The organism is Ameyamaea chiangmaiensis (assembly GCF_013376175.1).
GTDB classification, from domain to species: Bacteria; Pseudomonadota; Alphaproteobacteria; order Acetobacterales; family Acetobacteraceae; genus Ameyamaea; species Ameyamaea chiangmaiensis.
Map to the genome: position 1 here is coordinate 20,824 of NZ_JABXXR010000012.1, position 22,016 is coordinate 42,839.

26 protein-coding genes are annotated in these 22,016 nt (G+C 59.0%); 17 read left to right on the forward strand and 9 right to left on the reverse strand.

What is annotated here, in order from left to right; genetic code table 11:
• Positions 1-75: 75 nt before the first annotated feature.
• Together HUK82_RS03315 and HUK82_RS03320 are read right to left on the reverse strand one after the other, a co-directional pair.
• On the reverse strand, positions 76-876 hold the full coding sequence (locus HUK82_RS03315) for a hypothetical protein (protein ID WP_176612588.1): 801 nt from the start codon (positions 874-876) through the stop codon (positions 76-78).
• A 568-nt stretch (positions 877-1,444) separates the two neighbouring features.
• On the reverse strand, positions 1,445-2,494 hold the full coding sequence (locus tag HUK82_RS03320; RefSeq protein WP_176612589.1) for a nucleoid-associated protein: 1,050 nt from the start codon (positions 2,492-2,494) through the stop codon (positions 1,445-1,447).
• Between the two features lie 568 nt (positions 2,495-3,062).
• On the opposite strand from HUK82_RS03320, the gene HUK82_RS03325 reads away from it, so the two are divergent.
• From HUK82_RS03325 to HUK82_RS03360, 8 genes are all read left to right on the forward strand, one after another.
• The gene (locus HUK82_RS03325) at positions 3,063-3,320 is read left to right on the forward strand and encodes a hypothetical protein (protein ID WP_176612575.1); all 258 of its coding nucleotides are present in this window, start codon (positions 3,063-3,065) and stop codon (positions 3,318-3,320) included.
• Complete coding sequence (locus HUK82_RS03330; protein WP_173578156.1) at positions 3,321-3,671, forward strand: hypothetical protein; 351 nt, start codon at positions 3,321-3,323, stop codon at positions 3,669-3,671.
• A 70-nt stretch (positions 3,672-3,741) separates the two neighbouring features.
• A complete protein-coding gene (locus HUK82_RS03335; protein ID WP_173578155.1) occupies positions 3,742-3,978 on the forward strand; it encodes a type II toxin-antitoxin system CcdA family antitoxin in 237 nt (78 codons plus the stop codon).
• Positions 3,978-4,283: a CcdB family protein gene (locus tag HUK82_RS03340; RefSeq protein WP_176612590.1), complete on the forward strand. Its 306-nt coding sequence runs from the start codon at positions 3,978-3,980 to the stop codon at positions 4,281-4,283. Before HUK82_RS03335 ends, HUK82_RS03340 begins: the two co-directional genes overlap by 1 nt.
• 122 nt (positions 4,284-4,405) lie before the next feature.
• Positions 4,406-6,121 (forward strand): recombinase family protein, encoded by a 1,716-nt coding sequence (locus HUK82_RS03345; RefSeq protein WP_176612591.1) that lies wholly within the window; start codon positions 4,406-4,408, stop codon positions 6,119-6,121.
• A 109-nt stretch (positions 6,122-6,230) separates the two neighbouring features.
• Positions 6,231-6,596, forward strand: a complete 366-nt coding sequence (locus HUK82_RS03350; protein ID WP_012553916.1) for an antitoxin Xre/MbcA/ParS toxin-binding domain-containing protein — start codon at positions 6,231-6,233, stop codon at positions 6,594-6,596.
• Positions 6,593-7,111, forward strand: coding sequence for an RES family NAD+ phosphorylase (locus tag HUK82_RS03355; protein ID WP_012553917.1), 519 nt, complete (start codon positions 6,593-6,595; stop codon positions 7,109-7,111). Before HUK82_RS03350 ends, HUK82_RS03355 begins: the two co-directional genes overlap by 4 nt.
• Positions 7,112-7,344: 233 nt before the next feature.
• Positions 7,345-8,538, forward strand: coding sequence for a DUF4238 domain-containing protein (locus HUK82_RS03360; RefSeq protein WP_176612592.1), 1,194 nt, complete (start codon positions 7,345-7,347; stop codon positions 8,536-8,538).
• Positions 8,539-8,730: 192 nt separating this feature from the next.
• Here HUK82_RS03360 and HUK82_RS03365 read toward each other — a convergent pair whose 3' ends face one another.
• Positions 8,731-9,417, reverse strand: a complete 687-nt coding sequence (locus HUK82_RS03365; protein WP_176612593.1) for a glutathione S-transferase N-terminal domain-containing protein — start codon at positions 9,415-9,417, stop codon at positions 8,731-8,733.
• Between the two features lie 16 nt (positions 9,418-9,433).
• Positions 9,434-10,048, reverse strand: coding sequence for a glutathione S-transferase (locus tag HUK82_RS03370; protein ID WP_176612594.1), 615 nt, complete (start codon positions 10,046-10,048; stop codon positions 9,434-9,436).
• Between the two features lie 88 nt (positions 10,049-10,136).
• Here HUK82_RS03370 and ftrA point away from each other — a divergent pair, with 88 nt between their 5' ends.
• Positions 10,137-11,192: a transcriptional regulator FtrA gene (ftrA, locus tag HUK82_RS03375; RefSeq protein ID WP_207882538.1), complete on the forward strand. Its 1,056-nt coding sequence runs from the start codon at positions 10,137-10,139 to the stop codon at positions 11,190-11,192.
• Positions 11,193-11,439: 247 nt separating this feature from the next.
• Here ftrA and HUK82_RS03380 read toward each other — a convergent pair whose 3' ends face one another.
• From HUK82_RS03380 to HUK82_RS03395, 4 genes are all read right to left on the reverse strand, one after another.
• The gene (locus HUK82_RS03380) at positions 11,440-12,693 is read right to left on the reverse strand and encodes an arsenic transporter (protein WP_176612595.1); all 1,254 of its coding nucleotides are present in this window, start codon (positions 12,691-12,693) and stop codon (positions 11,440-11,442) included.
• Entirely contained in the window at positions 12,690-13,976 is a 1,287-nt protein-coding gene (locus HUK82_RS03385) for an MFS transporter (protein ID WP_246495814.1), read from the reverse strand. Before HUK82_RS03385 ends, HUK82_RS03380 begins: the two co-directional genes overlap by 4 nt.
• Before the next feature lie 241 nt (positions 13,977-14,217).
• A complete protein-coding gene (locus HUK82_RS03390) occupies positions 14,218-14,625 on the reverse strand; it encodes a VOC family protein (protein ID WP_012553554.1) in 408 nt (135 codons plus the stop codon).
• Between the two features lie 521 nt (positions 14,626-15,146).
• Entirely contained in the window at positions 15,147-16,031 is an 885-nt protein-coding gene (locus tag HUK82_RS03395; RefSeq protein ID WP_176612596.1) for a LysR family transcriptional regulator, read from the reverse strand.
• Between the two features lie 45 nt (positions 16,032-16,076).
• Between HUK82_RS03395 and HUK82_RS03400 the strand changes: the two genes are divergently transcribed.
• From HUK82_RS03400 to yghU, 8 genes are all read left to right on the forward strand, one after another.
• Positions 16,077-16,307 carry a hypothetical protein gene (locus HUK82_RS03400; protein ID WP_176612597.1) on the forward strand — a complete coding sequence of 77 codons (231 nt, stop codon included), beginning with the start codon at positions 16,077-16,079 and terminating at the stop codon, positions 16,305-16,307.
• Positions 16,300-16,935, forward strand: a complete 636-nt coding sequence (locus HUK82_RS03405) for a glutathione S-transferase family protein (protein WP_176612598.1) — start codon at positions 16,300-16,302, stop codon at positions 16,933-16,935. The genes HUK82_RS03400 and HUK82_RS03405 overlap by 8 nt, the downstream gene beginning before the upstream one ends.
• A 25-nt stretch (positions 16,936-16,960) precedes the next feature.
• Positions 16,961-18,055 carry an alkene reductase gene (locus tag HUK82_RS03410; RefSeq protein WP_176612599.1) on the forward strand — a complete coding sequence of 365 codons (1,095 nt, stop codon included), beginning with the start codon at positions 16,961-16,963 and terminating at the stop codon, positions 18,053-18,055.
• A 107-nt stretch (positions 18,056-18,162) separates the two neighbouring features.
• Positions 18,163-18,837, forward strand: coding sequence for a peroxiredoxin-like family protein (locus HUK82_RS03415; RefSeq protein WP_176612600.1), 675 nt, complete (start codon positions 18,163-18,165; stop codon positions 18,835-18,837).
• An 85-nt stretch (positions 18,838-18,922) separates the two neighbouring features.
• Entirely contained in the window at positions 18,923-19,339 is a 417-nt protein-coding gene (locus HUK82_RS03420; RefSeq protein ID WP_176612601.1) for a carboxymuconolactone decarboxylase family protein, read from the forward strand.
• Between the two features lie 12 nt (positions 19,340-19,351).
• Positions 19,352-20,101, forward strand: a complete 750-nt coding sequence (locus HUK82_RS03425; RefSeq protein WP_176612602.1) for an SDR family NAD(P)-dependent oxidoreductase — start codon at positions 19,352-19,354, stop codon at positions 20,099-20,101.
• A gap of 65 nt (positions 20,102-20,166) precedes the next feature.
• A complete protein-coding gene (locus tag HUK82_RS03430; RefSeq protein WP_012553920.1) occupies positions 20,167-20,862 on the forward strand; it encodes a glutathione S-transferase family protein in 696 nt (231 codons plus the stop codon).
• 18 nt (positions 20,863-20,880) lie between these two features.
• The gene (gene yghU, locus HUK82_RS03435) at positions 20,881-21,756 is read left to right on the forward strand and encodes a glutathione-dependent disulfide-bond oxidoreductase (RefSeq protein WP_012553921.1); all 876 of its coding nucleotides are present in this window, start codon (positions 20,881-20,883) and stop codon (positions 21,754-21,756) included.
• Positions 21,757-21,829: 73 nt separating this feature from the next.
• Here the strand turns inward: yghU and HUK82_RS03440 are convergent.
• The coding region (locus tag HUK82_RS03440) for an NrsF family protein (RefSeq protein WP_176612603.1) at positions 21,830-22,016 on the reverse strand (187 nt) is incomplete at its 5' end.

Genomic DNA, 22,016 nt, shown 5'->3' on the forward strand with positions numbered 1-22,016 from the left:
GTGTGGCCAGAAGAACGACGGCAACTAGCATCGTTCGTAACTACCAGTCTGTCCTTAATGCGCGGCGGCATGGCATCAGCAGGAGAGTTCCATAAGACGGCGATACAATACCTGCCACACCCCGATCTCCCACCCTGCAGAAGCGACCAATCCCACAGCAACGATCCCCGCCACCCAATTGGTCGTCGCTTCAACCCGGTTATAAATAGCTCTCGCCTGCGACAGAGGGGTTTCAGCCAGCACATCGAATTCGTCATCAGAAAGGTAAGCATAACCTTTCTGCCGCCAAAGAGTCCGAGAGTCTGACGCCACCTTAAGAAAAGCGCGATTGCTACGAACGGTCACCCACTGGCTGATAACGATGTGAGCGGCAGCCAGCACGAAGATCACCGCATAGACCGGCTTCGCCGTCACGACCTTGGTGGCATCCATTGAGTAGCGAAACGCGATAGTCACGATCGCAACCGCAACATCACGCCAAAGTCCGGAAGTCAGATCGCGGGTCTGCTGCGTGACCTTCCCCATCTCCTCGGCTAGCGTCTTGCGCAGATCTGAGAGGCTCTTGATCGTATCCTTGCTACCCTGCTGGACATAGGCGCGGTAGGCGAGCCCGGCGCTCTCTAAGGCGACCGGCAATCTACAACTCAGACCAAGAGCAAAGGGTTCGCCGTCGCGCCATTCCCGGGCCAGCTCATTAGTGAGCAATGTGTGACGAAGTTCAGCGTCAGGACCTTCGACGTACACCCATCGTGCCGCCTTCTGGAGAACAGCAAACGACGCCGCATCTACATCAGCTTCGCCCAGTTCTAGACGGCGGGTCGGCGTACCCGACAGAACGACCCGCACAATTCCATCAGCCTCGTAGATTTCATTCACGAGAGATCGTCGAACGGCATTGGTCGCAAAACCCCGCCAGACGACGAAAGCCCGATCAGCCCGATTAGCCTCCCCCTCAAGCAAATATGAGCCAATGTCACTTGGCGCCCTGGCACTCCCCACAATCGTCCGTGCGAACCGACGTGGACTCGGGCTCCGCCCCGCCGCCCTTGGTGGGGCCTCCCAGACACCGTCCTCCCATGGCTCAATAACGACGCCAAGTGTTCGAATTGCCTCAGTAAGACCGAGCATGCGCACTACGGAAACAGATGAAAGGTCATCCAACATAGCGAGGATACGCCGCAGTCCATTTGGTGTCGCTACATGAACCGCATTTTCTGGGCAGGCAATTTCGAGCGTAAGACGCAGGTCGGTGCCCTCAAGCTCGTCTAGATCCGCTGTGCTTAAATCGTGAACATCGTCGAGTTCATCTCGACAAGTAAGACGGCACCGGTCGCTTGCACAGGCCACCGCCACCTCACGCCAGGCAACCAGAACCGCATGGGTTGGTCGGCCGACCGCCGTTAGCGTGCCATTAATCTCATCGACCGTTAGTCCAGTGGAGGCATCAAGTGCTGCGGCTAAGATCGATAGCATCGTCGTCGTCCACTGTGACGTGCGTCGTAGTAATCAGGATTTCAGTATCACCGGTCTCCAGTTCACGCTTAACGATCCGGCCTCGATCTTCCTCATTGAACAGGATCTGTATGCCTTCTGCCGTTTCAATACGGCGACGCGGCGTACGCGGTATTGCGGTGGGATCGACCTGAAACGTTTCTTCATCAAGTTTGGCTGTCGCCAATTTCCGACGATAGGTCCTACGCACCGGCGAATCCTCGGAAAGCACGCCAAAGACAGCATCGAAGAGCTGCTCCTGTGTTTCGGGGCCGAATTCGCGAGTGGCGCGCAGTTGCTCATTGATGCGCCGCGCCCCGCCCTTCCTGATTTCAGGATCGAGATCATCACGGTGTTTCTTCATCACATCCTTGAGGATGCGTTCGACCCTCTTCGTGAACTCCGCTGGCGTCGCAGCCCGCTTGACGTGGAGAAACTTACCAAAATATTCCGAGATCCCGTCTGGCTTCGACCGGTCACGAACCATGAGTTCGCCATCCTCGGCACCAAGGCGTACGAGTGCGATCTTCTGCAGGGATTCCCGCTTAGTCGAAAATGTCTGCCGAAACTCTTCAAGAATCGCCATGCGTCTGCCTCCGGCATCAGCGATATCGTATTTTAGCACCTGATCGTTGTCGTACTTCACGAGAGCGAACAATCTTGCGCCCCCAAACGTGCTGAGAAGAAAAAGAAAAAAAACGCCATCAATCGAATTTTGTCGATGCTCATGCTGGAACGCAGCAGCAAGTGTTTCGGATGCTGCCACAAAACTCGCTTCATCCGCGCCTACTTCCCTCAGTGTCGCCATCGTCGGCGAATCCGCTCTGAAACAATAAGCGTTGCCGCCAAGCGCAGACTTGATCCGCTTCAGGAAGAACTCCGTAAATATGGGCGGGTCAAACTCAGTAAGCAGTATCGGATTCTCAAGATCGGGGCCAACCACATGGAAGATCATCCGGTCGATGCGCAGGTCGTCGCGCTCAGAGTCACTTAGAAACGGCAAATTTCACCTCCTCCAGCGACACTCGCGTAAATGCCTCAACGCTGGCGACCAAAATATACTTGTCTAAAGACAGAGTGTAATCCTCTTTCGCCCAAGTTTATCGGCCTGCGGAAAACTTCATTGGAACATATAGAGAACTCCGTCAATCGATAGGTGTCTTCGTTGATCGAGTGAAAGGTCCACACATGCTGTGTTTCTCACCTTGCTCAACTACCGGAGCGGGATTCGACGGGATATCTACGAGCTAATCCCACAGCCGACCCTGTACCAGCCCGGCGCTGCCTCCATTGCACGCTTAATCATATAGGAAAACAGCGACAGCCCTATGCTGATTCTCTCGGGAAATCGTCACTACCAACTCGGAGATTCCTGCTCACATTCAACCACTCACCAACTTGTGATTCCTCAATTTGTGAGCAAAACACCGCCACATGTACGCCTGACTACGCCCCAGTACGCAGCAACTGATACACGCCGACAATCCATTGGAATGGCTCGATTTTTCCGGTTGCGCGGCGATTTTCAGCGCGTGATCCTACTGTCCTCTCCAGACGGAAAGGGCAGGACGATGACGGACGAAAACCGCATATCGAACGCCGGACCGAATTTTCCGGCCAACGATAACAAACCTACGGACACTGTCCAGTCCGCTCCTCCAGATCCGGCCATGAAGGCGCGAACGGACGCATTGATCCTCGTTCTGGCGCGCCTGCTGGGGCGGCAGATTGCTCGTGAGGAATTTGAACGACGACTATACAATATTGCTAACGACAATTTTCCTCCCGATGCCCCAGTGCAGGACGGACCCAACAATCAAACGGATTAGATGACACAGCTTATTCCCCTGCTGACGGCCTTCGGTCTCGGCTCAATTATCACTGCCCTGATCCAGTCATGGCTGACCCAACGCTCGAAAGAGAAAGAACGCGCGTTTCAGGAGAAACAAACGGCATATGTCGGATTACTGGAGGCTTATCATCGGGCCGCCGTCGAAGGGACCGATGAAACATCGAAGCAATTCGCTTACTGGCAGATGCGATGTGAGTTAGTCGCGCCGCATCAGGTACGGGACGCGATCAGGCGCATTGTCGAAACGAACGATGACCGTGAAGGACGTCGGCAAGCCGACCACGACATGAAGACGGCCATGCGCGCCGATCTCGGAATTACACAATAAGAGCATATATCGCCCACTTGAAATGCGCATTTCTTATGCGCATAATGTACCCATCAACGGGAGCCATCCGATGCCGCCTTCAATCGATACTCGCCGTGCCACGAACGTCACATTGCCGGTTCATCTGCTCACCGAAGCACGAGCCCTGGGTCTCAATATTTCCCAGGCATGCGAGCAAGGTCTCGCTACAGCGCTTGCCGCGCGCAGGCGCGAAAACTGGCTTGCCGAGAACGGCGACGCGATCCAGTCATGGAACGAGCATGTTGAAACGCACGGTCTCCCGCTGGCCGAGTATCGGGCGTTCTGATGACGCGTCTCGATGTCTATCCGATGCCGGGCAAGCGTCGCGGGGGGTATGTGGTCGATGTTCAGGCGGAACTCCTGTCCAAACTGGCAACCCGGATGGTCATTCCGCTGATCCCGGTTTCTGATGCTCCGCCGCCGATCAGCGAGTTGAATCCGGTTATTGATATAAAAGGCGCGCCACATGTCCTGCTGACGCAGGCCCTGGCCAGTGTTCCGCTCTCCGAACTCCGTAAGCCCGTCTGCTCCATCGATCACCATCATGACGCCATCACGCGTGCGCTGGATGTTCTGTTCGTCGGTTTCTGAAACGCCGCCGTACGCTGATATGACTGATTGTCACCCTCGTGATCGTTACAAAATGATTTCTTCTTCGCTTTACCATCAGGAATAATCACCCGTTATTTCCCTTCTCCTGTCAGGAGGCCGTCATGACCAGTGTCGCGCTCTACGCCCGCTATTCTTCGGACAGCCAGCGGGCGGCTTCGATCGAGGACCAGTTCCGTCTCTGTGAAGAACGCGCCACGCGCGAGGGCTGGCAGGTGGTGGAGTATTACCGCGACGCGGCCATCTCCGGGGCCAGCATGATCCTGCGCCCCGGCATCCAGACCCTGCTGCGTGACGCCCAGGCCGGGCAGTTCGATATCGTGCTGGCCGAGGCGCTGGATCGCGTGTCCCGCGACCAGGCCGATGTCGCCACCCTGTTCAAACGCCTGCAATTTGCTGGGGTGCAGATCGTCACGCTGGCAGAAGGGGAAATCAGTGAGCTTCATGTCGGCCTCAAAGGCACGATGAATGCCCTGTTCCTCAAGGACCTCGCCATGAAGACCCATCGCGGCTTGCGTGGCCGGGTCGAGGCCGGCAAGTCCGGCGGCGGACTGTGCTACGGCTATCGCGTCGTGCATCAGATGGACGGACGGGGCGAACTGATCCGGGGCGACCGCGAGATCGACGACGCACAGGCGGAAATCGTCCGCCGCATCTTCCGGGAATTCGCGTCCGGGCGCAGTGCGCTTTCCATCGCCAGCCGTCTGAACGACGAAGGTATCCCCGGCCCCACGGGCGGCAAGTGGAACAACACCACGCTGCGCGGCAACGCCCTGCGTGGAACCGGTATTCTGAACAATGAGCTTTATATCGGACGCCTCGTCTGGAACCGGCTTCGCTATCTGAAAGACCCGCAGACCGGCAAGCGCGTCTCGCGGCTGAACCCGCAATCAGAGTGGATCATCACCGACGTTCCCGAACTGCGGATCATGGATGACGATCTCTGGCAGGCCGTCCGTGCTCGACAGGCGCTGATCGCGGAGAAGAGCGTGAACATCAGCGCGGGTATCCGCGCCTCCCTCAACAAGCTGAACGGGCAGCGCCGCCCGAGGTCGCTCCTGTCGGGGTTGGTGTTCTGTGGCGTGTGCGGCGGTCACTGCTCGATCCGGGGCGGCGACCGCTTCGCTTGTTCCACCCACATGGACAACCGGTCCTGCACCAACAGGACCACGATCTGTCGCCCGGAACTGGAAGACCGGGTGCTGTGTGGCCTCAAGGACCGGCTGATGACCCCGGAAGCGGCGGCGGAGGCGATGCGCGCCTATGTCGAGGAAACCAACCGCGCCAACCACGAACGCCGCGCCAGCACGGCGGGATGGCAGAAGGAACTGACCAGGCTGCGCAAGGGGCTGAAACAGATGCTCCAGGTGATCGAGGATGGCGGCTATACGCGCGGCATGGTCGAACGGATGCGCGAGATGGAAGCCCGCGAGGATGAACTGGTCTCCCTGCTCGCCGCCCAGCCGCAGGACGTACCGGACATTCATCCCAACGTCGCGGCGATCTTCAAGCACAAGGTCGAGCGGCTGGCGGAAACCCTGAACCACCCCGAGGAGCGGCAGGAAGCGTCCGAGGCCATCCGCGCGCTGATCGAGAAGATCGTGCTTCATCCCGGCAAGGGGCGAGGCGAAATGCACGCCATGCTGCATGGCGAACTGGGCACGCTATTGGATTTCGCCGCCTCGCGCGGTCAGGGAGCCAAAAACGCGAACACTCCCGGAGCCAAGGCTTCGGGAGTGTCGGTATCGGTGGTTGCGGGGGAAGACAACCAACGATACTTGCGATTGGTGGATCGAGAGATACCCTGTCTCGCCGCATGACAAAGTCACCATGCCAAAGCGCATGGGCATATCCAATTGAAATCCTTGCCATAGGCAATCCGCCTCATATATGATCCCATATCATGGTCAATATATGAGGCACCCGATCATGTCTGAGACCACATTCCTCTCCGACGCCTTCGATCAATCAGGACTGGTCGCCGCGGAACGGCTGAGCAATATCCTACACATCACAAGGGGTGAACTGGCCATAACACTGGGCCTGTCACGTGACGCCGTCTCCAAAAGCGCACGCCTCGGCCGCCCCGCCACCCAAGCGAGACTGCGCGACATGGTCGAGATCCTCAATCGCGTCCGGCCATGGGCGGGCTCGGCCCAACAGGCTTTCGCATGGTACCGGTCACAACCCCTACCCTCCTTCGGTGATCAGACTGCCGAAGCGCTTGTTCGGGAAGGACGCGCCGATGCCGTCCGGCGCTATCTGGATCGGATTGCAACCGGCGGTTACGCGTGAGGTTTACCGGACGGGTATTCAGGGCTCACAATCCCCGCTGGTCTTTCACCCCGTTATCAGGCGACGGTGCGGCTCTTCACGGAGGACGCTTCAACCCGATTGGCACACCTGCCCTTTACACGTCACTTCGGATGGAGACTGCATGGCTCGAAGCCCAGCAGGGTTTCCCATTCAAACCGCAACCTTTGACCATCTGCGCTTATGACGTCGATAGCGAACCAGTCCTCGATCTGACCGATCTCTCCAATTTTAACAACCTGGACTTCTCACCTGCCATCTTGGCCTGTCCTTGGGAAAACCTCGCTGACCAGGGCAAGACACCGCCGTCATGGGAACTAGCTAAGGCACTCATGGCGAATGGAACTGCTGGCGTCATCGTCCCGAGCTTTGCCCCTGGAGCGACAGAAAATGACAGAAACCTCGTCTTCTGGGCATGGTCGGACAGCCTGTCCTCCCGCGTAACCGTCATTGATGATGAGAGGCGACTGCCTGTAACGGCAGCGTCGTGGTCATAAGCTAACCGGAGAGTAAAACTGCCGAACGGAGCTCCCAGCACCGAGGAGTGACGACTTCTATGGGGGGCAGCAGAATGTCGGCTATTGGGAAGGGATGATTGAAAGCAGTCATTTGCAGCTTCCACGTTCATGACGACTATCGACCAGACCACGACATTAGTTACGTTTCGCGTGAACGTCCGCTCTTTGGAAATGGCGGCGGTTAACCTGTATAAACGGCCAGGCTTGGCGCTATGGGCTTCGAAAGGGATTCAAACCTGATGCCGCTGAATAAGAGCCATCACTTCGTGCCACAGTTCCTGCTGCGATTTTTCTCCGTCGATGGCTCATCGGTTGGCCTTTACAACTTACGCTCCGGCAGAATCGTCACAGGAGCGAGCCTCAAGCATCAAGCCTGCCGGGATTGGTTCTACGGCCGCGACGGAAAGAGCGAGCATGCTCTGGGGCAGATCGAAGGCGGTGCCAGCTCTGTCCTGCGGCGAATGATCGCGACCGGCCGGCCCCCGAAGCGATACAGCGCCGATCACCGCGTGCTAGCGACCTTCCTGCTCATCCAGTCGGCGCGGACGGCACAGGCCGCCGTCGCGGCTAATGAGATGGCCAACAAGGTCGGCAAATTGATGCTACGGAACACGCTGACCGATCCCGAACTTCTCGCCGCGCTCGACGACCTAACTATTGAACTCACCGAGCCCGCCGCAGAGGCGCTCCGGCCTGCGGCCCTGGAAACTCCTGTGATTCTCGATCTGAAGATCAAGCTGCTCCACAATGTGAGCTCGACGCCCTTTGTTTTGGGCGACCACCCAGCCGTCAAACACAACGGGCTCTACAGCGGTGCAGAAATCTCGGTGCTTGGTTTGGCTAACCTCGGCCTGCAGTTTGTCATGCCCATCTCACCCGATTACGCAGTCGTCTTCTACGACGAAAAAACCTATTCGCTGGGCAGTCCGGCCAGTAACGTCGTTAAGCTGCCCTCGGCGAGCATCGTGACGGCCCTGAACGAGTTCCAATGGGCCAACGCCCTGGACAACATCTACTTCAGGCCCAGTGACGATCCGCCGCGCTGGACGCCGGATCGCGATCGACTTGCAGAGCTTCGTCGGAACGAGCAGGTGTCGGTCTGCGAGGATGAGGTCCAGCTCGAAGGAACCAGGCGGGCGAAGGTCATCAGTGTGCAGGCGCAGCGGCCAAGCCGGGCCCTTAAGATGCCTCTGTTTCGGAATCGAATGTCCCCGCCGCCTCTCGTGAACGTGGGCACGCTGCCGTTGCGAGATCCTGACTGGGCCCTCCACGTTCACCGGATGACCGCCGCATTGAACGCCGGGTTAATCCCGCCAGAGGAATTTCACGTCCGCACCATGCCGCCTCAGTTTTTGCTACGAATCCTACGGGAACGAGCGAGCGCAAACGCGGCGAAAACAGGCTGAACGTGGGTGCCTGCACCCTTGGCGGCTCAAATTCTGCGGGAAGCTCCCGTCGTTCAGCCGTAAGCCACGAGCTATGTCCGCTTTGAGGAAACTTGAGGCGGCGCTCCGATGTCCGAGAAATAGGCGTTTGCAGCTTGTCTTCTTATACCGTATCCGTATCGGGTTGGGGCTGGTGAGCAAAAGGTTTTTTTCTCAGGGAGAATGATGATCCCGGACGCTGGCAATTGCCGCAAAGTCGGTCTTTTCCCGTTGCTCGCGTCCGAATGCCATACCGCGTATCACAGCGGGCCTTGCCATCACGGTATCGAACCACATTTTCAGGCGGGGAAAACTTCCAAGATGCTGACCCTGCTTCTCATGCGGCACGATCCAGCCGATACAAGCGATATCGGCCACTGAGTAATCCCCCGCGAGATACTCTCGATCCCTCAGGCGACGTTCAAGCACACCATACAGGCGCTCGACTTCCCGCGTATATCGTTCGATAGCATAATCGATCGGAATTGGAGCATGCTGCCGGAAATGGTGAGCCTGCCCTGCCATTGGCCCAAGCCCCCCCACCTGCCAGAACAGCCACTGCTCGACCTCAACACGCTTCCGTTCTTCACGCGGATAGAAACGCCGGAACTTGCGGCCGAGATATTGGAGAATAGCTCCCGACTCAAAAACCGAAATCGGTTCTCCGTCCGGCCCCTGTGGGTCAACCAGCGCCGGAATGCGGTTGTTTGGGGAAAGCTTCAGAAATGCAGGCTCGAATTGCCCGTCCTTGACGAGATTGACTAAATTCAACCTATAGGGGACACCGACTTCCTCCAGCATGATGGTGATTTTCCAGCCATTGGGTGTCGGCCAGTAATAGAGGTCGATTAAATCGCTCATATATCCGCTCAATGTGTCATGCGAAAGAAAACGCGGAAAAGCCCTCTGTCGCTTCCGCGCGCGCGGAAAGAGCATCAAGGGCTGGATAGGCTTTGGCCTCGATGATCTCCGGCAGCATGTGGAGAGAAAAACGGAAAGCGACCGCACTACTGACGTCCGCCTGAAGCGGTCGCTCGTCAAACAACCATGCGCTGGTCTGACTGACTTCCGCTTCAAGGAGCCGATACGCAGCGATCAACTGGGCATGAACGCGATCAACCCAGGGCTGGTACTGTTTTTCGGGAGGACGAAGATTGCGCTCGTAGACGATCTGTACTGTCTTCTCGCAGGCTGCGAGTGCAAAGCTGATAATCCGCTGTGACCGGAGATACGCTTCCATATCGCAGGGCATCAGTTTGAGGTGCGGGGGCGCCAGTCGCTCGCCCAGTTCAAGGATCAGCCCGGAGTCCATCAGCACAGTCCCATCGTCCGTGACCAGTGTGGGTGCCTTCACGACCGGATTGATCGTCGCGAAGGAGTCATACGCCGAGAATACGGATAATGGCTGGTGGTCGAAGCTTATGCCCTGAAGGTGAAAGGATATAGCGACACGGCGCACATAGGGAGAGTCGAGCATTCCGATCAGCTTCATGGGATCAATCCTAGGTGCGAGATGATTTACCTGCAGGATCGGTGATCCCGTTCACGACGACGCTAACGAGCAGACAGCGGTATTGTAAGTGGCCGGATTAGCCTTTACCGTAAGGATCATGCCAAATAGCGCCAGTCCCCTCGTCGTCATCATGGCGTATGACCAGCTTTGCACCTTTGAATTCGGTTGCGCCTTCGAGGTATTCGGCCTTTCACGCCCAGAAATGGGGCCAGACTGGTATCGCTGCCTTACGGCCGCTGCTGAACCGGAACCGATTCGGGCCGCAGGCGGTCTGCGACTGGAAGCAGCCGGCGGACTAGAGCTTCTCGATGGCGCTGACACGATCATCATTCCGGGCTGGCGCGGGCCAGATGCTGTGGCACCTCCTTTATTGCTCAACGCGCTCCGCCGGGCACATGCGACAGGAATCAGAATCGTCTCGATTTGCGGTGCAGCATTCGTTCTGGCGCAAGCCGGTCTGCTCGCAGGCAAACGAGCAACAACGCATTGGCGTCATGCTTCAATATTAGCGTCCCGATATCCTGACATCGTGGTTGAAGGAGATGCGCTTTATGTGGATGAAGGAGACATTCTGACATCTGCAGGAAGTGCTGCAGGTCTCGACCTGTGTCTGCATATTGTCCGGAAGGATTTTGGAGCGAAGGCTGCAAACAGCGTAGCGCGCAGACTGGTCATCGCAGCACATAGAGACGGCGGCCAGTCGCAGTTCATCGAACGATCTCTTCCTGCTCCATCGGGCGCGCGGCTTTCGGAACTCCTTGAAACGGTGCAGAAAAGGATCGGCGAAAAGTGGTCTCTTGAGCGCATGGCCGAGATAGCTCATGTCAGCGTCCGAACCGTCCATCGACATATTTACGAAGCGACAGGGCTGGCACCTGGTGAGTGGATCAAGCGGCAACGCATTGCCTACGCGCGCGACTTGCTGGAGGAGACGACCCTTTCTGTTGATGCTGTTGCACAGAACGCTGGCTTTGGCACGACGACGAATTTTCGTCAGCATTTCCGCACCTCAACCGGATTTTCTCCAGCCAATTACCGATCCCGCTTCCAAACGCACGATCCAGTGGCCACGTCCTCTATTCAGAATCCTGATACGTGCTTGGAGTTAATTTCCGAAATCTAAAGGCAGGATTAATCTCAGGTGCGCGACAATCGAAGCTTTCATCCGATGGGTTTGCTTCGAACTTCCTGTTCTGCGTGTAAACAATGCAAGCATTCTGGTCGCTATGGGGGGAAAGCGGATGGTCCGCAACACTTCTCGTTATTCGCCGATGGTCGAGAGGGATTGACAGATTATGCGATGTGCAACGCAGCCAGGAGCGTCAGGCTGATCGCTGGCAAGGCGAGCAGCGACAGGATCACCGCGGCCGTCACCCGATCAAAAGCCGAGCGCCGAGTGCCATGAAGAGCGCAACGGGCATGGCCACGGCGCCAACCCTGAGAAATTGTAGAAACCCGACCTCTTCGCCTTCTCGACGGATCACCTGCAACCAGAGGATTGTGGCCAGAGATCCCGTCACGGAAAGATTTGGGCCAAGATCCACGCCGATCAACAGGGTATCAATTACCTGTCGCGATACATGAGTATGCGCAACTGTCTCACTGGCAATCAATCCGGCAGGCAGGTTGTTCATGATGTTGGAGATGAACGCCAGAAGAGCGCCCGCCCCCCAGGCAGCAGTGACAGGATCGGTGTTGGCGGCTTGCTGAAGCAGGTTGGCAAGCACCCCGACCACTCCCGTACTCTCGACGGCGGCTACCAGAACGAACAGACCGCCGACCAGAGGGAGAACGCCCCATGAAATATCCCTCATGAGCGCAATCGGCGATCGTCGTGCCAGCGCTGAGACGCCTAATGCTGTCCCAATACCGGCGAGCGCTGTTGGTAAGCCGAGAGACAGATCACATGCAGACACTGTGACAAGCAGAAGCGCGGTCAGGACGATGCCGACAAAAGCCGCTTTGCCGCCCACGGTTAACGGAGTTGTTTCAACCTGGGAGGCGCAGTCCTGATGCAGGTGTGACCGTTCGATGAGGCGCAAAACCAGATAGGTCGTCATGATCGCCAGGAGCGACGGGAGCGCGAACGACCTCATCCATGATCCCAGCGCGGGGAGTGCGCCGTCATACAGAACCAGGTTCGCCGGATTGGAGACAGGCAGGACAAAGCTTGCCGCATTGGCGACGAGTGCGCAGGCAAACAACAGCGGAAGGGGATCAGCTTTTGCTTTTTTTGCCGCTGCGAACACGGCCGGTGTCAGCACAACAGCCGTCGCATCGTTGGACATGAACGTCGTCACCACGACACCGGCCAGATAGACCAGTGTGAACAGCTTTGCCGTTGAACCTGCGGCATGATTGACGGCCCAGGTCGCGATCCAGTCGAACAGTCCGTTTGCACGCGCCGTTTCACTGAGCAGCATCATGCCGATCAGAAACAGATAAACATCGCCGCCTTTCACGAGACCGGCCCCCGCCATGGTGAGGGGGATCAGCCCCGTCACCATGAGAAGCGTGGCTCCGATGACGGCCCACACCCACTCCGGGGTTCGGAACGGTCGAAGAATAACACCGGCCGTCGCCAGAACAGCGATCGTCCAGATTGCCTCCTGGTGAAAGGTCATGCCGACACCTGATCGGCAGATCGCAGGGTGGATGCCGAGCCTATCCAGAGCCCGAGCGATACGATTGCAAAGCAGCCCAGACTATAAAACGCCACGGGATATCCCAGATCTTCGGCAAGCCATCCTCCCAGCGCCGGAGAAAGGCTTGCTCCAATGCCCTGCGCCGTCATGACGACGCCCTGTCCGATATTGATCCGTCCGGTTCCGTTCAGCAGTCTGGCCACCAGACCCGGCACGGCGACACTCTGAAGCCCCGCACCGATCCCATCGAGGAACTGCACCGGCCATACCCCCCAATGCTGGATGAAGCTTCCCGCGATCAAACCACGCAGCGGCAGGGCGGCGAACGATATCAGCAGGACGAACCAGTAACCACGGTCCCTGACGAAACGTATGGCCAGCAGGCTCACGATGATCATCACAGCCTGTGCGACCATCACGGTCATCGCCGTGAACATGGCTGGATTGCCTTTGCCTGCACTGACGACCGCCATACCGTAAAGTGGGAGCATCGCGGCATTTCCGAGATGGAAGAAACACAGACAGCTCGCCAGAATGAGAAGAGGCTTGTGTCGCAGAAAGGATCGTAACCCCTCGGCCGTTCCCTCATCGTGAGCGGGTTTATCGTCCAGTCCGCGTGCAGCTTTATGATCTATGGATTTTTCCGGGATTAGGAGCACCGCAGAAATGGCGAACAGACCGAAGGCCACTTCAAGAAAGAAAATCGCTGAGAGGCCAAACTGCCATCCCAGCCAGCCGGACAGTCCGGCCCCGGCCATATTGCCGGCGTGGTTCCAGGCTTGGTTACGACCGATCTGTGTGTTGAAGCCTTTCTGGCGCACGATCCCGAGCGTTATGGCCGCCATCAGAGGGCCAATTCCAGCGCCGGCCAGAGCGGTTGCGAGTTGACTGACTGTCACAACGGCCACGGATTGTGAACTCAGGAGAAGAAGAGAGGCGGAAATCGTGCAGAGCGCTGCCACAATGACGAGCAACCGCTTTTTCGTCGTGTGATCAATCAGCGCGCCTGCGGGAATGGTGGCAAGCATGCCTGCAACTCCACCCGCGGTCATGACGGTTCCGATCGGTCCCGTCTGCCACCCGTGACGCTGAAGAAAAACGCCCAGAAATGGCCCTATCCCCGCCTGGACGTCCGCCATGAAGAAATTGAGAGCGCATAAGGCGAGCAAGGCCCGATTGAACCCCAGAATAGCAGGAGTTTCATCAGTAACGACTGTGGCGGTACGAGGCTGGGTCATCACGTTCTCTTCGTTCAGCAGCAAGCCTTAACTGCGTTCGAAAGAATAAGTTACAAAACTATTTTTCCTCTGCTTTTTGTTGAGTTTATTGGAATATTCATTGCCATTTGCCCCGTATAATAAAGTATTTTTAACACAAAAAGGATCAATCTATAAAAATATTTATCCGTTATTTAATATAATCGACAGGCATGCTAATATTTCCTTCATCCTGCATCCTAAATCAGAAGGGTCGTTCAGGTTGCTGAGCCTCTCGTGCCCAGCATTAACATGGGGCTCTCCGATATGCTTCTTCGGGGCGAACCGGCGTTAATGTCGTCACTTCGATAAAATAACCCCCTTTCGCTCGAAAATAGAAGCACCACGCCCCATGCGCGTTGCGTGGAGCCTGCACCTCCCAGCCATCGGCGCTTAGGCGCTCATAAAGAGCATCAACGTCCTTGCGAGACTTCTGGATGAAACCAATGTGCAGGATGTCGAATTGCCTGGGATAATCGAAGCCTTCGAGCTTGTTGTCGAAATGATTGACGATCAGCACCAGCCCATCATTGTCCTCCATGATGGCCATCTTGATCCCACGTACAACGAGAGTGCGCAGGCCGAAATACTGTTCGAACATCACGCGATCAGCCTCAGTATCTTGGCTGTAGAGATTGATATGGTTCAGCTTCATGACTGTGTCTTTCCGTCGGTGAGACGGACACGAGCCGGTCGCAATCTGGACAGCGACGACCGACCACGGACGAGGCCTATCCTCGTCGTGTCCGGCCATGGCCAAGAGCGGGTTTATTCGCTCAAGCGTGACTGTCTCCGGAGAGACCACAGGTTATCACCCTACCTGTATCGCTGTCTTTTTAGGCAAACACGACTTTGCTGATGCCAGCATCAGCGGTCAAGCGACATCTTCAGCTATGTCCGCTTACGAGACGTCCATTGGAAAACAAAAAATGACCGATATGAGGGCGGGAGCAGCTTGTCTGCTTGTCGCGCTAAGCGGACTTACCCCTATCGCCCTCATGACGGACACGCGAGCGGTTATGACAGTTGCCCGAACGCCGACATTTTTGGTGAAACGGCTTTGAAAGGCGACCCTCATAGTGAGGCGTAGCCAAAGATATTTCGCAGCAAACACGGTCGACGGCACTTCGTTATCATGGGTAGGACTTCCATTTTGGAAATTGGCCGCCAGACCGCTCACGCCACCGAATTCATCAGATCCTCAACGAATCCTGCGAACTGGCGTGCTTTCGCGGTCATCATGCGACCGGCCGGGAAAACGGCCCAGAGATCGATGGGGGGCAACGACCACCCTTCCAGCACCCGCACGACGGCGCCGCGTTCCAGTTCCGGTGCGAACATCCAGTCCGACGTGATGGTCAGGCCCATATCCGCCAGTATCGCGGCGCGCAATCCTTCGGCGGCGCTGACGCGCAGCCGTCCCGAGACGGAAACCGACACCGCCGCCCCATCCCGCGTGAACGACCAGACGCTCGGCAGTTGACTGTAGATGACGGTGTCGTGGTTCGCGAGATCCGCAGGGTGCCGGGGTATTCCCGCGCGTGCCAGATAGGCGGGCGTTGCGATGACCGATCGCCGGCCGGTCGCGATTTTTTTCGCAACGGCGGTGGAATCGGAAAGCGCGCCCATGCGCAGGGAGATATCGACGCCCTCCGCCACGAGATCGATCATCCGGTCGTCGAGGAGGAAATCGACATCGAGTTGCGGATGCGCCGCCAGAAACTCAGGCAATTTCGGAATCACATGCAGGCGCGAAAACGTCGTCGCCGCCGACACCCGCAATCGCCCGGACAGCCCGATGCCCGCCCCCTTGGCGGCGCGTTCCGCCTCGTCCGCCTCCTGGATGGCGTTGCGCGCGCGTTCATAGAAGTTCTGCCCGGCCTCGGTCGGCGTCAGGCCGTGTGTCGTGCGGATCAGCAGGCTGACCTGAAGCCGGGCCTCGAGCTGCGCCACGGTCTTGGAGACCGCCGGCTGCCCCACGCCAAGCTGACGCGCCGCGGCTGAGAACGAGCCTGTTTCCACCACGCGCACGAACGTGGTCATTGCCTGATATCGGTCCATGCCATTCCTCCGAGGAATGACCTTTATCGCCCCGAGACGACTGCCATGTCGAGCGGCATGGAAGATATCGTCTCTTTCGTCCGGACAGGCCGGGCCAGAGAGAAAGAAAATTCGATGTTCGGACCCTTCATGACCGCAGCGTCCGAACCGGCCATCGCACACGGCATGCTCGCCTTCCAGCTCACTGGCAGCCCGCTTCATGCCCTGATGGCATTGCTCGGGCATGCCCTCTCCAGCCCGCAGGTCAGCCATGGAGGAGAAAACGACGATGCTTGATGTCTATGCTTTCGCGACGCCCAACAGCGCCAAGGTGCCGATCGCGCTCGAGGAGATGGGGCTTCCCTATACGCTGCACAGCGTCAATGTCCGTAAGGGCGAGCAGAAGAGACCAGATTTCCTCAGGATGAATCCCAACGGCAAGGTGCCGGTCCTCGTCGATACGCCCGAAAGCGGCGATCCGTTCGTTCTGACGGAATCGGCGGCGATCCTCGTTTATCTCGCGGAGAAAACTGGGCGGCTTCTGCCGGCCAGCGGCGAAGAGCGCGCCCGCGTTTTCGAGCAGCTTTTCTTTCACGCTTCCGGTCTGAGTCCTGCTTTCGGCCAGTCCGGCTTCTTCCAGCGCTTCGCCGCCGAGTCTCAGCCCCTTGCCATTGAGCGTTTTGCCACCGAAGCGACACGCACCTTGGGCGTGCTCGACGGCGTGCTGGCGGACCGGCCCTTCGTCGCCGGGGAAGACTTCACCATCGCGGACATCGCCCATTTCGGCTGGCTGTGGCGTCGTGGTTTTCCCAACATCACATTCAGCGACGCACCGCATGTCGCCCGCTGGTACGAAACAGTCGAAGCGCGGCCGGCCGTGCAACGCGGCATCGCCCGCGTCGAAGCGCTCGTCCCGCAAGACTGACATCATCCCCACCGAGGAAAACATCATGTCCATGCTTTTCACGCCTTTCAGGGCAGGCGCGCTGTCGCTCGACCATCGGGTCGTCATGGCGCCGCTCACCCGCATGCGTTCGGAACCCGGCGACAAGGCCGGTGCGCTCATGCGCGAATATTACGCCCAACGCACATCGCATGGCGGGCTCATCGTGTCCGAAGCCACGCCTGTCGCGCGGGAAGGATACGGTTATGCCGGGGCACCGGGCATCTACGACGATGCGCAGATCGATGGCTGGCGCACGGTGACCGACGCCGTGCATGCCGGCGGCGGCAAGATCGTCATGCAGCTCTGGCACGTCGGACGGCAGTCCCACCGCGATCTTCAGCCGGACGGTGGCGCGCCCGTGGCACCCTCCGCCATCCAGGCGGAAGGAGATGCCTACACGCCGAACGGGCCGGCGCCGTTCTCGATGCCACGCGCGCTGGCGCTTCATGAAATTCCCAGCGTGATCGAGCAGTTCCGCCAGGGCGCGGCGCGTGCGAAAGCGGCCGGTTTCGATGGTGTGGAAATCCACGGTGCGAATGGTTACCTGCCCGACCAGTTTTTGCAGGACAGCACCAACCACCGCACCGATGAATATGGCGGCCCGATCGAAAACCGCGCGCGCTTCCTGCTGGAAGTGACGCAGGCGGCCATCGATGTGTGGGGGGCGGATCGTATCGGCGTGCGGCTGAGCCCAAACGGCACTTACGGTTCGATGTCCGACAGCAACCCGCAGGAGACCTTCGGCTATGTTGCGGAGAAGCTGGACGAAATGGGCATCGCCTATCTCCATGTCGTCGAGCCGCGCATCAAGGGCACGGAACTGATCGCCGAGAGCGATGCGGTCGCAGCCCGGCATTTGCGCGGTGCGTTCAGCGGCACGCTCATCGCCGCCGGCGGCTTCGATGGCGCCAGTGCCGAGGCGATCATCCGGGCGGGCGACGCCGATGCCGTCGCTTTCGGGCGGGCGTTCATCAGCAATCCCGATCTGCCGGAGCGTCTGCGGCGCAATCTGCCGCTGAACCCTTATGACCGTTCGACCTTCTACGGCGGCGATGCGCATGGCTACACCGATTATCCGGCGCTTGAATCCGTCGGTTGAAATCCCATTCCGGCCCGGAATGACCGATAGTCGTCCGAGCCGTCATCCCCCATGCAGCAGACCGCTCTATCTCAAGCATGTCGCAACGACTGACAAAGGAAACAACCATGTCACTTCAGGCGAAACTCGATGCCTTCAAGGCTGATTTCGAAGCCGGCAAGCCGCCCTATAACGTGCCGCATGCGGTCATCGAGGTGATGCACCGCGCCACCGCCGAACTGATCGCATCCGGCGCCGCCGGGAAGGCGCTCAAGGCCGGTGACAAGGCCCCGGCTTTCACGCTGAACGATCCGGAAGGCAACCCTGTCTCCTCCGCCGATCTTCTGGCGAACGGGCCGCTGGTCGTCAGCTTCTATCGCGGTGTCTGGTGCCCTTACTGCAACATGGAACTTCAGGCGCTCGAAGCCGCACTGCCGTCGTTCCGTGACCTCGGCGCGAGCCTGATCGCCATTTCGCCGCAGACAGCGGTCAACAGTCGCAAGTCGGTGCGTCAGAACGAGCTCGATTTCCCGATCCTTTCCGATACGCACAACGATGTTGCGGCGAAATTCGGTCTGCGTTTCGCGCTGCCGGATTATCTGGTCGATCTGTACAAGAACCTGAAGAACGACCTGCCGGGCTTCAACGGTGACGAAAGCTGGACCCTACCAATGCCGGGCCGCTTCGTGATCGGCCAGGACGGCGTGATTCTCTATGCCGAGGTCAACCCGGACTATACCCGCCGCCCTGAGCCTGAAGACATGCTGCCGGCCCTGCGCAAGGCGGCGAACGTCACGGCCTGATCAGCACGGTACACTGGGCCGGATCGGCTGCGTGCCGACCTGGCCCCACGATACCGGGCCCCATAATACAAGGCACACCCAGACCATGACACCAAGAGAAAAAGGCAACGCCGCAACGCTCGCCCTGATGGGCCCAGAGCAGTCGGAGCGCCTTGCGAACGCCGCCGCGTCCAACACGTTCGGCTCCGACATCGCCGGATACGCCGTCGATCATGTTTTTGGCGACATCTGGACCCGCGATGGCCTCGATCAGGCGCGCAGAAGCCTCATCACCATGACGGTCATGGTGGCGCTGCGCCAGCAGCACGAATTCGGTCTGCATATGAATTTCGCGCTCGATCACGGCATGCCGCTGCATGAAATCGAGGAGGCGCTGATCCAGATGCTCCCCTATGTCGGATTTCCAGCCATCTCGGGCGTCATGCCGATCGCGACGAAAATCGTCGCCGAGCGCGGCCTCGACAAGAAGAGCGACTACGCGGGCCATCGCGGCCTGCTTTGAACAGGAGGTTCCATGAGCAAGCTTGAGGGAAAAATCGCACTCGTCACGGGCGGTAACAGCGGTCTTGGCCTCGCCACGGCCCGCCGCTTCGTCGACGAAGGCGCTTTCGTCTATATCACCGGACGCCGACAGGCCGAACTCGACAGCGCGGTCGCCTCGCTTGGGGCCAATGCCGAAGGCATCCAGGGCGACGTCCGCGACAACGTCGATCTCGAGCGCCTGTTCGACAAGATCCGACAGGACAAGGGCCGGATCGACGTCCTCGTCGCCAATTCCGGCATCGTCCTGCCTCAGACGCTCGATCACGCGACGGAAGAGAATTTCGACCGAACGTTCGATGTGAACGTGCGCGGTCTCTATTTCACCGTCGAGCGGGCGTTGCCGCTTCTGACGGAAGGAAGTTCGGTCATCATCCTGTCGTCCATCGCGGCGAACAAGGGCGTGCCGGGTTACGGAACCTACAGCGCCAGCAAGGCCGCCGTCCGCAGCTTCGTCAGAACATGGACGGCCGAACTTCTGGGGCGTGGCATCCGGGTGAACGCCATCAGCCCCGGCCCGTTCGATACTCCGATCATGGACGGACAGGCCGATACGCCGGACGGCGCAGACGCCGTGCGCGCGAAATGGGCTTCCGCTGTGCCGATGCAGCGTCTGGGCCGGCCGGAAGAACTCGCCGCGGCAGCGCTGTTCCTCGCGTCCAGCGAAAGCAGCTATATCGCGGGCATTGACCTGATCGTCGACGGCGGCGCTACTGGAGTCTGAGCACTCCGCACCGCCAGTGGGGACGCCGCAGCAAGTGGCATCCCCTCTAAGATACGAGAATTCTCATGATCCGCTTCTATTTTCACCCGACGCCGAACCCCGCCAAGGTCGCCCTGTTTCTCGAAGAGGCCGGGCTGCCCTACGAGGCCATTCCGGTCGATACCCGCAAGGGCGAACAGCATGCGGCGTGGTTTCTGAAAATCAATCCGAACGGCAAGGTCCCCGCCATCGTCGATACGAATGGCCCGGGCGGTCCGGAGACGCGGGTCTTCGATTCCACAGCCATCCTGCTCTACCTGGGCGAAAAGACGGGACAGTTCCTCGGCACCGACGCCGACAGGCCCGAACTCCTCTCGTGGCTGATGCTCGTCGCGACCGGGATCGGTCCGTATTTCGGGCAGGCCGTGCATTTCCAGTATGCCGCCCCGGAAGGCTTAGATTACGCTATCAACCGCTATCGCCGCGAGGCGGAGCGCCATCTTCAAATTCTCGACGACCGCATGAAGGACCGGACGTTCTTCGTCGGCGAGTCCTACACCATCGTCGATATGTCCGCCTGGGGATGGCTCGATCGCGTGCCGCGCGTGCTGAAGGACGACCGCGCCCTCGCGCGCTGGCCGAACCTGACCGCGTTCATGACCCGTATGGCCGGGCGTCCCGCTGTCGGGCGCGTCGGGACGCTCATGACCACACACGACTTCAAAACCGAGATGGACGAACAGGCCCGTCGCGCCCTGTTTCCCTCGAATTTCCCGCTGTAATCGCGAAAGGATCGTCCAATGGCCCCGTCCAGTCCGTATGTGCCGCCGAAAGTCTGGTCCTGGGATGCGCCCAACGGCGGCAAATTTGCCGGAACCAACCGCCCGGTTGCAGGCCCCACGCATGAGAAGGCGCTTCCTGTCGGCCGCCATCCGCTCCAGCTCTATTCGCTGGGGACGCCGAACGGCGTGAAGGTCACGGTCATGCTGGAAGAGCTGCTGGCGGCGGGTCATGCGGGCGCCGAGTATGATGCGTGGCTGATCAAGATCGGGGAGGGCGATCAGTTCGGTTCCGGTTTTACCGACGTCAACCCGAACTCCAAGATCCCGGCACTCGTGGACCATAGTCTGGCCCAGCCGCTGAATATTTTCGAGTCCGGCTCCATCCTGTTGTATCTCGCCGAGAAATTCGATGCGTTCCTGCCGAAGGATATTGCGGGTCGAACGGCGTGTCTCAACTGGCTGTTCTGGCAGGTCGGAAGCGGCCCCTATATCGGTGGCGGCTTCGGGCACTTCTATGCCTATGCGCCGGAAAAAATCGAATACGCGATCAACCGCTTCACCATGGAGGCCAAGCGTCAACTCGACGTTCTCAATCGGCGACTTGCCGAAAGCCCGTTCATCGCGGGCGACGACTACACGATTGCCGACATGGCGATCTTCCCGTGGTATGGCGGCCTCGTGGAGGGCTGGATGTATAACGATGCCGCCACGTTCCTGAACGTACAGGACTATCCGCATGTCCGGGCCTGGGCGGACCGGCTGCTCGAACGCCCGGCCGTCCGGCGTGGTCGAATGGTCAACCGTATGGTCGGCGAGCCGTCAAGCCAGCTGCACGAACGCCATGATGCGTCCGACTTCGAGACGAAAACGCAGGATCGGCTCGCCCAGGGCTGATGTTTCGTGGACCGGTCCCGCTGAAAACCGGCCCTCGGCCGCCATCCGGACCAGGATGGCGGTGTTGTTCACCCTACCAGCGGGTCAGTGGCGGCAGGATCAGACGTGTCACGAGTGTCACGACGCTGCAGGCCGCCGAATACCAGACGGCGACATAAAGCGGGTCATCGAACGGACAGGCCAGCGCGAAGGCCAGCGCGCCAAAGGCCGCGGCGGCGATCCCCACTGCCCAGGCCGTGCCGCGCGCATCCACCGGGGCG